This window comes from Proteus sp. Marseille-Q3619, assembly GCF_965283115.1.
In genome coordinates this window covers 2982990-2997848 of record NZ_CBDIMP010000001.1, presented here as the reverse complement: position 1 = coordinate 2997848, position 14859 = coordinate 2982990, and the positions used below count along the sequence as shown (strand labels likewise).

Below are 14859 nucleotides of genomic sequence, written 5' to 3'. Positions count from 1 at the left end.
TGTTTTAAACTGATCCAAATAGCAAGGAAAGTGAACCTAAGTGATGATTAATTACCCAAATCTACACTCGCTGATTATTCAATTGCCTTTAACGCTCTTTTTGCCTCTCATAAATTCATCAGAGAGTATTCAATAAGTGGGTAAACATAATCTCATCAACTCTGTTTATTTATCATTAGATTGCTATCTAAGATAAAAAGGGAGATTATTTTTTATCTTCTTAGGATTGTATATAATCAACTTTATAAAAAATAACCAGATCTAATGATACAGGTACACTATGAGTCAAGCATTGAAAGATCTCATCAATTTGATGGCACTTGAAAAAATAGAAGAAGGTCTATTTAGAGGTCAAAGCGAAGATCTAGGATTACCTCAAGTTTTTGGTGGGCAAGTTGTAGGACAAGCACTATACGCTGCAAAACAGACTATTGCTGATAACCGCTATATCAATTCATTTCATAGCTACTTTTTACGTCCTGGTGATAGCCATAAGCCTATTGTTTATGATGTGGAATTTATCCGTGATGGCGGTTCATTTAGTACTCGTAGAGTCAGCGCTATTCAGCATGGCAAACCTATTTTTTATATGACCGTTTCTTTTCAAGAATTTGAAGAGGGTTTTGAACATCAAGATATAATGCCTGATGTTCCTTTTCCAAATGAACTTATCTCACAACATGAGATTTTAAAGAAATTAGCACCTAAATTACCCGAGCCGATTAAATCTTTAGCACTACGAGAAACACCTTTTGAAGCGCGTCCAGTGCAATATTTTAGCCCTTTTGGCTACTCTAAAGCACCTGCTGAACGCTATGTTTGGTATCGTAGTCGTGGTGAAATGCCATCAGATCCTTTCTTGCATCAATACTTGCTTGGTTATGTTTCTGATTTTGATTTTTTACCAACCGCTCTCCAACCTTATGGCTTAGGCTTTATGGATACAAGTCTACAGGTCGCTACGATTGACCATTCTATGTGGTTTCATCGCCCATTCCGTGTAGATGATTGGTTACTTTATGTGATTGAAAGCCCTTCAGCATCAGGCGGTAGAGGATTTGTGAGAGGTAAATTCTTTAATACAAATGGTCAACTAGTCGCGTCTTCTGTTCAAGAAGGGGTTATTCGCCAAAAACGTACTAAACATTCAAAATAATATCTTGGCATATTCCCCCCTCAAACGAGGGGGAATAGACAATTATTGTTGATAAGCTCTTTCACCATGAGTTGTTAAATCTAATCCATCATGCTCTTCCTCTTCTGAAACACGTAAACCCACCAACTTATCTGCGATTTTAAAACTTGTATAAGCGACAACACCAGACCAAATCACGGTGATCACAACACTCATTAATTGAATTAAAACTTGTTTGCTGAGTGTCATACCATCGCTATATCCTACTCCACCTAAGAATGAAGCCGTAAATACCCCGGTTAATAGGCAACCTGCGATACCACAAGTACCGTGGATACCGAAAACATCACAAACATCATCCGCTTTTAACCAGCGCTTTAAAACAACAACGCCCCAAAGCCCGATAATGCCCCCCATTACACCGATAAATAAAGCCCCCATCACTCCGACCGTGCCAGCAGCCGGTGTAATCGCCACTAATCCAGCAATACAACCTGAACAACTGCCTAGCATGGAAGGTTTTCCTCTGGTGATCCATTCTGATGCCGTCCAAGAAAGTACAGCGCCTGCGGTTGCAATTACTGTATTTAGAAATGCTAAAGCCGCAATCGCATTTGCACTACCAGCAGAACCTGCATTAAAACCAAACCAACCAATATAGAGTACCGCTGTACCTGTAAAGACCATTGGTAAATTATGAGGTTTAAGCGCTGTATGCTGGCTATCACGTCGCTTACCAAGTAAGTAAGCACCAACAAGAGCCGCAATAGCCGCATTAATATGCACGACAGTTCCCCCTGCAAAATCTAATGCACCATCATCGATTAACCAACCACCTTCTCCCCATACCATATGCGCAATAGGGATATAAGAAAACGTAAACCAAATAACCGTGAAAATAAGCAGTGCGGAAAAACGGACTCGCTCGCCTAATGCACCAACAATCAATGCAACAGTGATAACAGCAAAAGATCCTTGAAAAGCAATATGTACATACTGATTAATTGAACCAGAGAGTGAATCTAGTGATACGTTATTCAAAAAAGTAAGTGACCACCCACCCCAAATTTTATTACCTGCGGTAAATGCCAGACTGTAGCCAAATATAACCCAAAGAATAACAACAACACTGAAGATCATCATCACTTGCGTGATCAAAGAAAGTACGTTTTTCCCTCTTAATAACCCGCCATAGAACAGAGCAATACCAGGTATAGTCATAAAAAAGACCAAAGCAGTACATATCAACATAAAACCGTTATCAGCTTTATCAACAATTACTGTTTCAGTCGCAAATGCGGATGATGAAAAGTGTGTAAGCACTAACATTAATAACAAAGAAAGTAAGCGTTTCATCGAATATCTCCTTTAAAGAGCTTCATCACCAGACTCGCCAGTACGAATACGGACTGCCTGCAATAATTCCAAAACAAAAATTTTTCCATCTCCAACCTTCCCTGTATCAGTCGCTTGCATAATCACTTGCATAACTGACTCAAGTTGCTCATCGCAAATAGCGAGTTCTATTTTTACTTTGGGGAGAAAATTAACTTCGTACTCAGCTCCTCTATAAAGCTCTGCATGCCCTTTTTGTCGTCCATAACCTTTGACTTCACTGATTGTCATTCCCTTGATACCCAGATCAGAAAGCGACTCTCTTACCTCTTCTAATTTAAATGGCTTAATAATGGCGATGATATATTTCATATAAACCTCGTCGATATTTGAAAGAACAAAGCTCATATAGAAAAGCAAAAGGCATGCCATTATTTAATTAATTGATATTTAAATAGAAATTAAATTATTGAAATAGTTAAAATGAAAAAACTCACCGAGTTGGTGCAAAAATACGGCTGCTATTTTGATAAAAGCGAGATAATGAGGAAATAAAAAAGGACACATACATAAAGATGATGTGCCCTCTAAAATTATATTTTTTATTTAAGGTTATTATTCTACTTCAACAGGTTCCTGTTCTTGTAAAGACTCTCTGACTTGCTGTAATTGATACATATTATAGTATCGCCCTTTTTGTGAAAGTAACTTAGCATGATCACCCTGTTCAACAATTGCACCACGATGAAGCACCACAATCTCATTGGCTTCAATAATAGTGGAAAGTCGATGAGCAATAACAATCAGTGTTGTTTTTTCCCTAACTACTTTTAGCGCCTTCTGTATGGCTTGTTCTGTTCCTGAGTCAATATTTGCTGTTGCCTCGTCCAAAATAAGAATACGAGGAGGTATTAATAATACACGCGCCAATGCAAGTAATTGTTTTTGTCCAGCGGATAAGCGGCTACCTTGCTCACCGAGTTCTGTTTGTAGTCCTTCAGGTAAGGCTTTAGCCCATTGATCAAGTTGAACTGTTTCTAATACCTGCCATAAATGTGACTCATCACATTCACGCCCTAACGTAATGTTGTCATGCAGTGAACCTGATAATAAAACGGGATCTTGCTGCACCATTGCAATACCACTGCGTAATGCAGTATGAGAATAGTCCTCTAAAGGTTGCCCATCTAAATGGATATTTCCTTTTTGCCAAGGGTAATTTCCCATTAATAAACTTGCTAGAGTGCTTTTGCCACTCCCTGTATGCCCAACGAATGCGACAAAATGACGAGCAGAAATAGTTAAATTGATATCTTTTAATACCCATTGCTCATCACGATACGCAAACCAAAGAGAGTTAACATCGATATTACCTTGAGTGATGGAATGTGATGATGAACCGTAGTGCTGTAAAGGCGCATCCATCAGTTCAAAAACACGCTCACCAGAGACTACCGCCTGTTGCAAAATCGATTGCTGAGATGTCAATGTGATCAAGGGTTCATTTAATCGCCCTAAATAACTAATAAACGCATAAATAACTCCAACACCAATAACTGCTCTGCCCTGATACCCAAACAACATTAATAAACCACACAGAACCAACGCAGAGAGCATACTTAATAAAGGACGTAATAACAGACCATCCAGTTTTAACGCTTTCATACGTGCTTGGTAATGTTGCCAACTGTCATCTGACATTCTTTCACCAAATCGAGCTTGTTGCCTAAATTGCTGAATAACTGACATGCCATTGATAACTTCGTGGAAACCATCATTAATATTGGCAAGAAAATGACGTACATTACGTACAATCGGTGTGCTCAATCGCTGATAAAACATCATCACACCTATCACCGCAGGAAATATCATCATTGCAACAAGCGCCATTTGCCATTCTAATAAAAACATAGCTATCAGCATTACAACCACTAAAGCAATTGCTCGGAATAATGTCGGTAAAACGTTCACGAACAAATCTTTAATCGTCTCTGTATCATTTGTTACACGAGAAATTAACTGCCCCACAGGCTGATTATCAAAAGCACTTAATGGCTGTTTTAGAGCCGCACTCATTACATCAGTACGTAATTGTTGTACAACCCCAACAGCGGCATGATTAAACACAATGGCCTGATAATAGTGAAGTGTAGCGGCGATCACCTGCAAAAGAATAAAAGCCAATGCTAGGCCTAATGATGACATTAATTCCACATTATTCGTGGCAACTTTTGCATCAATAAAATAGCCAACAATTAATGGCCCCCCCACTTCTGCAACGGCGGCTACCCACAACATAATGACGCCCCATGTCATGGGTTTGCGATAGGTTTTACCATAAGTCAAAAGACGCTTTAATGCAGGCAATAGCGCTTTAACGGATTTATTTTTATTCATCGTCATCCAGCGCGGCCTCTAATTGCTGATAATGGTACATATCTTGATACCAACCTGGTATTGAAATTAATTGCTGATGTGTACCTTGCTCTATAATCTCACCTTGTTTTAAGACTAAGATATTCGTAGCACCAACCAATGCAGATAAGCGATGAGCGCTGATAATTAATGTTCTATCTTTTCGCCATTGTGACAAGTTTTGCAGAATTTGATATTCAGTTTGTCCATCAACAGCAGATAATGCGTCATCTAATAATAAAATTTCGGCATCCAATAATAGTGCTCGGGCAATAGAAATACGCTGTTTTTGTCCACCAGATAACATCACACCTTTTTCACCTACCTGTGTTTGATACCCTTCAGGTAAGCGTAAAATATCCTCGTGAATATTTGCCAATTTCGCAACAGACTCTATTTCTTCTTTTGTCGCATCAGGACGACCTAAGGCAATATTTCCCGCGATGGTGTCTGAAAATAAGAAGGGTGTTTGATTAACAACAGCCAATCGTGCTCGCCATTCATCAAGTTTCAATTGATAAATAGGAACTGATTGAAAACAAATTTCACCTTCAGTAACATCGTAAAGTCGTTGAATGGCACTAAGTAATGTACTTTTACCACTTCCTGTCACACCACAAATACCTAGCATTTCACCGGGTGATAATGTGAACTGAATATTTTTCAGTGTTTGTGTCGTTTGTTCGGGATATTGGAAACGTTTGATATTAACGGATAATACTCCTCTACCTTGCTTTGGTGATAATTCACCATCAACCATATCGAGTTTTTCATCCAATAAACTATTAATTCGACTATAAGCAGCACTGCCACGCTCAACAATATTGAACATCCATGCTAAAGCCAGCATTGGCCAGATCATTTGCCCCAAATACATCACAAAGCTGGTTAATTCACCCAATGTCATTCTGCCATTAATAACAAAATAGCTACCACCAGCAACAGCGAGTAAATTAGCAAAACCAATAGCCATAAAAATAGTAGGATCAAATAGCGCATCAATTCTTGCAACGCGCATATTTTGTCGTCCAGTTTCTTTTGCCACATCATCAAAACGGGAGGCATGCTGTTGCTCTAGTCCGAATGATTTGATCATACGAATACTACTCAAGCTTTCTTGTGCTTGATTATTAAGTGAAGAGAAAAGTGCCTGTGCGGTTTTAAAGCGACTATGTAATTTATCGCCATATCGCTTAATCAAAATTGCCATGATTGGCATAGGTAATAATGAAATCAGCGTCAGTTCCCAACTTAACTGAATACTCATCATGACAAGCACAGCAAGCCCCATAACCATAGAATCCACTAAGGTCAGTACACCTTCGCCCGCAGCAAAAACCACTTTATCAACATCATTGGTGGTACGTGCAATTAAATCACCTGTACGATAACGATGATAAAATGAAGAAGATTGTTGATTAAGTTGTTGATAAATTTGCATCCGCAGTTTTACTGCTAATTGATAAGATGCACCAAATAACCAAAGACGCCAAAAATAACGCAAAAGATAAACCGCGAGGGCAATTAATACCATCACGCCAATCCAGTTGATCACTTGGCTAAACGTCAGACTATGGTTATCGACACCATCCACAATGATCCCAACAATCTTTGGAGGGATCACCTGTAATACTGCGATAACCATCAATAAGAAAATGGCACCTACATAACGACGCCATTCACTGAGAAAATACCAACTGAGCTGTGAAAATAGAGCCACGCCTTAAATCCTAAGGTTATACAAAAAATAAAAGTGCCAGTTGGTAAAGATGAACCTTATTCAGGTATCGGCATTGCCGTTGTGTATTTAATTTTTTCCATTGCGAAGTTAGAAGTCACATCAATAAGACCTGGTACGCCATTAACCATACGCTTATAAAATAGGTCGTAACTTTTCATGTCTACTACTTCAACATGCATTAGATAATCACACTCACCCGCCATTCGATAGAATGTCAGTACTTCTGGCATTTGCTTAACAAATGAGACAAACTGTTCGTACCATTCGCTATTATGTTGCTGTGTTCTAATCATAACAATAACTGTTAGACCTAGCCCGATTTTTTCACTATCAAGCAGCGCAACGCGCTTACGAATATACCCTTCATCCTCTAGTCTTTTCAATCGTTTCCAGCAAGGTGTTGAGGTTAGGTTAACAGCCTCAGCCAAAGTATTCAGTGAGAGGCTTGAATCTTCCTGTAACAGCGCTAATAGTTTACGGTCAATCTTATCTAACATAGATACTCCTTCAAAATATGCCCCTACAAAAAATAATGATAACCTGCCCCTTACTATAAGAGTAATCATCTAATGATAAATAGGTAATAAATTGCCATAATATATGTACTTTTATGCGTACTAATCCTTATAGAAATTCAATATTCAGGAGTATTCTGATGAAAAAAACGGTCGTTGTCTTTAGTGGTGGACAAGATTCGACAACCTGCCTTATTCAAGCGTTGGAAAAGTACGATGAAGTACATTGCATTACATTTAATTATGGGCAACGCCATAAAGAAGAAATTGAGGTAGCACAAAAAGTTAGTCAATTACTAGGTGCAACCGCTCATAAAGTTTTAGATGTAAGTTTACTCAACGAACTCGCCATCAGTAGCTTAACTCGAGATAATATTCCTGTTCCTGATTTCAAAGAAAGTGAAGAAAGTGATATTCCTAGTACCTTCGTACCAGGTAGAAATATCCTTTTCCTCACTTTGGCTGCAATTTACGCTTATCAAATTGGTGCAGAGAGTGTCATCACTGGTGTTTGTGAGACAGATTTCTCTGGTTACCCTGATTGTCGTGATGAATTTGTAAAAGCTCTGAATCATGCTGTCAGCTTAGGTATTGCTCGTGATATTCAATTTATCACGCCATTAATGTGGCTAGATAAAGCCGAAACGTGGGCTCTTGCTGATTACTATAAAAAGTTAGATTTCGTTCGTCATGAAACTTTAACTTGCTATAACGGTATTCAGGGGGATGGCTGTGGTGAATGTGCTGCTTGTCATTTAAGACAACGCGGATTAAACACCTACTTAGCCGATAAAACACCAATTATGCAGACAATGAAACAGAAAGTGGGTCTTAAATAATCATTGGAATTACCTTATTAATTATCACTGCTACCTGGCATTCTATTCACTTATGCAGTGATAATTCACCAGCACTATCACTGCATTAAATCATCTTAGATTAGCCTGAAAGCATTTAATGAGAGCTCTCTAATACTCTCTTTGTGTATTAGGATGATTGACGTACATATTCAAGCTTCTCTCTTAACTGTTCTGTTAATGTCAGTGCTTTTTTGGTATTGATATCAACAAGAACAAAAGTAATTAATGCATCAGAGATAAGCGCACCGTCTTTTTTTCTCACAATCTTTTGAGAAAGTACGCCACTTTTAATTCCCACTTCAGCAACATCACAATCAATAAGTAGCTCATCACCTAAACTTGCAGGTAAGCGATAATTGATATTGATATTAGCAACCACTAATGCCAAGCCATTGCGCTTAAACCAATCAAAATCTAAATGTTGCTCAATCCAATCCCATCGAGCCTGTTCTAAAAACTCAAGGTAACGCGCATTATTCACATGTTCAAAAACATCTAAATGAAAGCCATAAACTTTAATTAACGTACTCATATCAATTTATTACCTCTTGATTATTCTAATAAACTTTTTATAAAGTTTTTATAAAGTTTTTTTGCGATACCATAAATATAGCCAAGAAAATAAATTTAGTAATTTCTGATATAGGTTTATCTCGTTTTCTTTTAACAAAGAAAACGCTAAGAAAACGTGTTTCTCTTATCAAAATAAAAATCAAAGAGAAACACGGAGATTTTCAATCAATATTCACGTTTCTGCTATCACTTATACTCAACATCGTATAAGAATGAATACCTTAATTAATAACGATAAAATCACGATTTTGATCAACTAACTTCATACCAATTCCAAAAACTTTTTCAAGTTCATCAATAGAGGTAAAACGCCCTAGCTGTTCGCGGTAATCAATAATGGCTTGCGCTTTCGCTTTTCCGATCCCTTTTAATCCCATTAGTTCATCTACTGTTGCTGTATTTAAATTAACTTTACCTTCTGCACTGGCTTTGTTTTCTTTAGCATCACGAGCAACAGATGAGTGAGTTTCAATAGAAACTGTTGGTGTTGAAGCTGGTGTTTCTTCTGCATAAGAGAAAGGAGAAAGCCCTAATCCTAAAGCAAGACAGATAGAAGCCATAAAACCTGACAACATTTTTTTATCCATTTTCATAATCATAATTTCCTTTTATTCAATAATTTTAAATTCAATAGCAAACAGAGATTTCTGAATGCAGAAAAAGAATGCCAATATACTGATAAATCATCAATTGTATAAAAAGAGAACTGCGAGAAAGCAGGAAAAATAAAAATGAATAAAAGAAGCATTACAAAAAATTGTCGGGCTTGCTCTCAAATATGAATTTTTAGAAAAGCGAAGCATTTGCTTCAATTATCAAGAATAGCAGCCATAAAAAAACCCAGCTTTATGCTGGGTTTTCAATGTAATAACTCAAATTCGATTATTGATAATCTTTATCAAAAATTTCAATTTTAGCGTTATCTTTTAGGTCACGTAACATAAGTTGTAACGCTTCTTCGCCCATCTGAGCACGATAGAGATTAGTCATAAACTCTAGCTGTTCAGATGTTGGTTTGCCGTCTGTTACGCTATCTAATTGAATAAGGACAACTTTAGTACCTGGTACATTAGTCATGCCATACTCTTTTTTGCCTTCAGCTGGCTTTGGCATAGAGAAAATCGCGGTTTGTACTACATCTGTTGCAGATGAGTGAACAATGCTTTCTTCACTGCCAAACGAAATGTTAGCAGCTTTCAGTGCTTCTTCGCCTTTACCTTCTTTTAATGCGGCTAAAAGTTTTTGGGCTTCTGCATTCATTGCTTGTGATGCTTTTTGCTGTTTAACCAGCATAACAACTTGATCACGTACTTTGTCTAATGGTTGGGTTGCTGAAGGCTTGTAACCTTCTACACGCACGATAAATGCACTGTCATTACCTAACGTCACCATGTCTGAATTCATGCCTGTTGGGCCATTTTCATCCACTAATGAACCACCAAAAATTAACTGGGTGAGTTTTTCATTATTTAATGGTGCAGGAACCGTATTTTCATCAAACCAATCAGTATTAACCACGGTCACGTTGCCCGCATTTGCAGCAGGAACTAGTGTGTCGTTGTCATTAGATGCAGCTTGGCTCACTTTTTGTTGTAATGCGAAGAAATCATCAATTGCTTTATTTTCACGCATTTTTGCCAGTAAATCTGTTTTCACTTCATCAAATGGTTTTACAACAGATTGTTTGACATCATCAAGGCGGAAAATTGCGTAGCCATTGCTGATTTTAACAGGTTCAGAAATTTGACCTTTTTCTGTCAAACTTGCATTAGCCAGCTCTGGTAACTCTTGTCCAATAGTTATCCAACCTAAAGAACCATTTTGTTTCTTAGAGAAACTATCAATAGATTTTTCTTTCACTAACGAAACAAAATCAGCACCTTTTTTCAGCTCGTCTTCTGCCGCTTTAGCTGCTGCTTCATCAGCTAAGACTAAGATGCTGTACTGTTTCTGTCCTGCTGCCGTGAACTCATCAATATTACTATCGTAGTAAGCCTTTGCTTCTTCATCAGTAATGTTGATCTTATTAAAATCTTTTTGAGCATTTAATTGGATATAGCTAATTTTAAATTGCTCTGGCGCGATGAACATTTGGTTATTTTGCTCATAGAACGCTTTCACTTCTTCATCAGATGCCGTTTGTTTTTCAAGGAATGGCTGAATGTCTAATGATGCTAAACGTACATTACGGCTTTGTAGCATTAATCCCGCAAATTCTTTAACTTCGCTATCTAAGGCAAAATCCGTACCTTGGATAGAAAATTTTAATTGCTGATTAATAAGGTTTTGACGAATACCTTCTGCAAAAGCATCTGCATCAATATTATTGCCTTTCAATAAATCGACATATTTTTTATTGTCAAATTTGCCGTCAGTTTGAAAGTAAGGAAGTGCAAAAATAGCATCTCTAATTTGCTGATCACCGGCTGAAATACCCAGATTTTGTGCAAATTGATCAAGTAATGCTTGGTTGATCAGTAAATCAAGCGCTTGTTGGCGAATAAGTTTCTGACCTTCTTCTGATGAAGCAAGAGCAGCAAAATTTTCACCCATATCTTGTTGTAATTGAGCACGACGTTGCTGATAAGTTTGCTCTAATTGAGAACGGCTAATTTTATATCCGTTAACTTCAGCAGCATCATTAACGCCTGAACTAAAGAGATATCCGCCCACACCAGTTAGGACGAAGGAGAGGATGATCACAGCTAATAATATCTTTATAAATGGATTATTAGCAGTGGAACGAATGTTGTCCATCATAACGAGACGAGGCTCCGTTTGGTGAAATAAAAATTATTTTTTATGGGTGTTACACGACTATTTTGAGCACAGCGAAAAGATAATATGCCCATGCTGGCTTAATATCAAAATGTCACGACACGCGACAATCATTAAAAACAGCCAGTCCCGTATTAATGCGCAGTCTTAACACGCACTTTCTATAACTAAAAAAAAACTAAACAGCATTATTTGATTCATTGATTACGATAACCATTTAACTCACCACTGAATCATTCATTGTTGTCTATTTCAGTTATAGAACAACGCGCCATTCTATCAAATGACTACTTCAGTTTCACGTCTTATCGCCAGAGAATACAAGGTTTAATCGTGATTTATAACCTAAAAAAGAAAAGCGCATCTCAAAAAGATGCGCTTCATTTTTTAATTGAGTCGTTTTCTGTTTACCCATAACGTTAAGCTAATAACAAATTGGCAGAAAATAAGTTCAACTATTATTGATTAACTGCGTCTTTTAAGCCTTTACCTGCACGGAATGCAGGAACTTTTGCAGCTTCAATTTGAATTTCTTTACCTGTTTGTGGGTTACGGCCTGTACGAGCTGCACGATCACGTACAGTGAAAGTACCGAAACCTACTAATGCTACATCATCACCTTTTTGTAAAGATTCAGTGATAGAAGCAACCAGAGCATCTACAACACGACCTGCTGCCGCTTTTGAGATATCTGCATTTGCAGCAATTTTGTCGATCAGTTGAGTTTTATTCACGCTTTCATCCCCATAATTTTATGCGTTATTTTTCACCATTAATGGCAAATTTTGCAAACGTCGTTATATCAAGCCTTTTTAGATATAGCAAGACCGATAAAACAGCATTTTTAATTAAAATCCCCATTAAATTAGCGACACAAAAAAAGGCTGGCAAGCTTTTATTACTTATCCAGCCTTTTTTTTAGCTATTATTTATGACTAATATCACTCTTTAGTGTGATTTATCAGTCACAACTTCCATGCCAAACGGCGAGTTTTGCAGGGCTAGCGATAAAACTTCCTCAATTGTTTTCACAGGGTGAATATCCAAGTCAGCAACAATATTTTCAGGAATTTCTTCTAAATCACGTTTATTTTCATCAGGGATAAGAACTGTCTTAATTCCACCACGATGTGCAGCAAGTAACTTTTCTTTCAGTCCGCCAATTGGCAAGACATGTCCGCGTAACGTAATTTCGCCCGTCATTGCAACATCAGAACGCACAGGATTACCTGTTAGGCTTGATACCAATGCAGTGCACATTGCGATACCTGCACTTGGACCATCTTTTGGTGTTGCGCCTTCAGGAACGTGTACGTGCATATCACGTTTTTCATAGAAATCGCTATTAATACCAAGTTTATCAGCACGAGCACGAACTACCGTCATTGCCGCTTGAATAGACTCTTGCATGACTTCACCTAAAGAGCCGGTGAATGTCAGCTTGCCCTTACCTGGTACACTTGCTGTTTCAATAGTCAGTAGATCACCACCAACTTCTGTCCATGCAAGTCCTGTTACCATCCCTACTCGGTTTTCTGTGTCAGCACGACCGTAATCAACTTTACGAACACCTAAGTAGTCTTTGAGATTATCTTCGTTAATCTCAATATGTTTGATTGTGCTATCCATTAGCAGTTGTTTTACTGCTTTACGGCATAATTTAGAAATTTCACGCTCTAAACTACGTACACCCGCTTCACGCGTGTAATAACGAATAATGCCCATAATTGCGCTGTCATGGATTGTCAGCTCACTTGGTTTTAACGCATTACGTTCAATCTGTTTTGGTAACAAATGTTGTTTAGCAATATTCAGTTTTTCGTCTTCGGTATAACCTGATAAACGAATAACTTCCATACGATCTAACAACGGTGCCGGTATATTCATGGAGTTAGATGTCGCCACGAACATCACATCAGACAGATCGTAATCAACTTCCAGATAATGGTCGTTAAATGCGATGTTTTGTTCTGGATCTAACACCTCTAACAGCGCAGAAGCCGGATCGCCTCGCATGTCTGATGACATTTTATCAATTTCATCTAACAGGAAAAGAGGGTTTTTAACGCCAACTTTCGCCATTTTCTGAATTAATTTGCCTGGCATAGAACCGATGTAAGTACGACGGTGACCACGGATTTCAGCTTCATCACGCACACCACCTAACGCCATACGAACATATTTACGGCCAGTTGCTTTAGCAATAGATTGACCCAGCGAGGTTTTACCCACACCTGGAGGTCCAACTAAACACAGGATTGGCCCTTTAATTTTGCTAACACGAGACTGTACCGCGAGATATTCAAGGATACGCTCTTTAACACGTTCTAAACCGTAATGGTCAGTATCAAGAACTTCTTGTGCTTTCACTAAGTCTTTTTTAACTTTGCTACGGCTATTCCAAGGAACTTGAACCATCCAATCAATATAGCTACGCACAACCGTGGCTTCTGCTGACATTGGCGACATCATTTTTAATTTCTGAAGTTCCGCTTCTGTCTTTTCTTTTGCCTCTTTTGGCATTTTAGCAGCGTCGATTTTACGTTTCAGCGATTCCATTTCATCAGGTGCATCATCCATCTCACCTAATTCTTTTTGAATAGCTTTCATTTGTTCATTGAGATAATACTCACGCTGACTCTTTTCCATCTGCTTTTTAACGCGGTTACGAATGCGTTTTTCAACTTGTAGCAGATCGATTTCTGATTCCATCATTGCCATTAAATATTCAAGGCGTTCGGTGACATCAGACATTTCAAGTACAGCTTGCTTATCTTTTAATTTCAGCGGCATATGAGAAGCAATAGTGTCTGCTAATTTCGCTGATTCTTCGATAGCATGTAATGAGGTCAATACCTCTGGCGGAATTTTTTTATTCAGCTTGATATAACCTTCAAACTGATTAATCGTTGTACGATTTAAGACTTCCTGTTCGCGCTCATCAACGGCTGGCGTTTCAAGGTATTCTGCTTTCGCCTGAAAGTATTCACCATTGTCAGATAACGTCGTAATTTTGGCACGACGAATACCTTCAACAAGTACTTTCACTGTTCCATCAGGCAGTTTTAGCATCTGTAATACAGACGCAACTGTACCAACAGAAAAAAGATCATTAACACCTGGTTCGTCAGTAGATGCATCTTTCTGCGCAACCAGCATAATTTGTTTGTTGTCGTTCATCGCAGCTTCTAAGCAATGAATAGATTTTTCACGACCAACGAACAACGGGATCACCATATGCGGATATACAACGACATCACGTAATGGCAATACAGGTATTTCAATACGTTCTGGACGCTCAGGATTCATAGAGCTCTCTCTTCGTTTTTAGCTTAACGCTTTTACAGGTAATTTTATTCGCATGTCACCAAATAAAATTAATTCCACGGATTGTCAAAATATATAAGGGCACTTTTCTGACATTCAATAGCCTTACCCATTAAAAAAACAAAATGAGGGAAAATTCCCTCATTTTTATTGCGTTGGCGCGCCTTATCTTAAATTTCC

12 protein-coding genes are annotated in these 14859 nt (G+C 38.1%); 2 read left to right on the top strand and 10 right to left on the bottom strand.

Annotation, left to right across the window (positions count from 1 at the left end; all coding sequences use genetic code 11):
- Window positions 1-280 precede the first annotated feature (280 nt).
- The gene (gene tesB / locus ACWPWK_RS13790; RefSeq protein WP_100159258.1) at window positions 281-1156 is read left to right on the top strand and encodes an acyl-CoA thioesterase II; all 876 of its coding nucleotides are present in this window, start codon (window positions 281-283) and stop codon (window positions 1154-1156) included.
- A 42-nt stretch (window positions 1157-1198) separates the two neighbouring features.
- Here the strand turns inward: tesB and amtB are convergent, their stop codons facing one another.
- The 5 genes from amtB to ACWPWK_RS13765 form a co-directional block, all read right to left on the bottom strand.
- Complete coding sequence (gene amtB / locus ACWPWK_RS13785; protein ID WP_109371684.1) at window positions 1199-2491, bottom strand: ammonium transporter AmtB; 1293 nt, start codon at window positions 2489-2491, stop codon at window positions 1199-1201.
- Window positions 2492-2503: 12 nt separating this feature from the next.
- Window positions 2504-2842, bottom strand: a complete 339-nt coding sequence (gene glnK, locus ACWPWK_RS13780) for a P-II family nitrogen regulator (protein WP_109371686.1) — start codon at window positions 2840-2842, stop codon at window positions 2504-2506.
- 243 nt (window positions 2843-3085) lie between these two features.
- On the bottom strand, window positions 3086-4873 hold the full coding sequence (locus ACWPWK_RS13775; protein ID WP_109371688.1) for a SmdB family multidrug efflux ABC transporter permease/ATP-binding protein: 1788 nt from the start codon (window positions 4871-4873) through the stop codon (window positions 3086-3088).
- A complete protein-coding gene (locus tag ACWPWK_RS13770) occupies window positions 4860-6605 on the bottom strand; it encodes a SmdA family multidrug ABC transporter permease/ATP-binding protein (protein WP_109371690.1) in 1746 nt (581 codons plus the stop codon). The genes ACWPWK_RS13775 and ACWPWK_RS13770 overlap by 14 nt, the downstream gene beginning before the upstream one ends.
- 56 nt (window positions 6606-6661) lie before the next feature.
- Window positions 6662-7123 (bottom strand): Lrp/AsnC family transcriptional regulator, encoded by a 462-nt coding sequence (locus tag ACWPWK_RS13765; protein WP_036911686.1) that lies wholly within the window; start codon window positions 7121-7123, stop codon window positions 6662-6664.
- A gap of 158 nt (window positions 7124-7281) precedes the next feature.
- Here ACWPWK_RS13765 and queC point away from each other — a divergent pair, with 158 nt between their 5' ends.
- The gene (gene queC / locus ACWPWK_RS13760; protein WP_109371692.1) at window positions 7282-7980 is read left to right on the top strand and encodes a 7-cyano-7-deazaguanine synthase QueC; all 699 of its coding nucleotides are present in this window, start codon (window positions 7282-7284) and stop codon (window positions 7978-7980) included.
- 148 nt (window positions 7981-8128) lie between these two features.
- On the opposite strand, the gene ACWPWK_RS13755 is transcribed toward queC, so the two are convergent.
- The 5 genes from ACWPWK_RS13755 to lon all read right to left on the bottom strand — a co-directional run bounded on the left by ACWPWK_RS13755 (window position 8129) and on the right by lon (window position 14661).
- Window positions 8129-8533 carry an acyl-CoA thioesterase gene (locus ACWPWK_RS13755; RefSeq protein WP_099074223.1) on the bottom strand — a complete coding sequence of 135 codons (405 nt, stop codon included), beginning with the start codon at window positions 8531-8533 and terminating at the stop codon, window positions 8129-8131.
- A gap of 262 nt (window positions 8534-8795) precedes the next feature.
- Entirely contained in the window at window positions 8796-9167 is a 372-nt protein-coding gene (locus ACWPWK_RS13750) for a ComEA family DNA-binding protein (RefSeq protein ID WP_232805415.1), read from the bottom strand.
- Window positions 9168-9456: 289 nt separating this feature from the next.
- Entirely contained in the window at window positions 9457-11334 is a 1878-nt protein-coding gene (gene ppiD, locus ACWPWK_RS13745) for a peptidylprolyl isomerase (protein ID WP_109371694.1), read from the bottom strand.
- Between the two features lie 476 nt (window positions 11335-11810).
- Complete coding sequence (hupB, locus tag ACWPWK_RS13740; protein WP_036911695.1) at window positions 11811-12086, bottom strand: nucleoid-associated protein HU-beta; 276 nt, start codon at window positions 12084-12086, stop codon at window positions 11811-11813.
- 214 nt (window positions 12087-12300) lie between these two features.
- The gene (gene lon / locus ACWPWK_RS13735) at window positions 12301-14661 is read right to left on the bottom strand and encodes an endopeptidase La (RefSeq protein WP_109371696.1); all 2361 of its coding nucleotides are present in this window, start codon (window positions 14659-14661) and stop codon (window positions 12301-12303) included.
- Window positions 14662-14859: the final 198 nt, after the last annotated feature.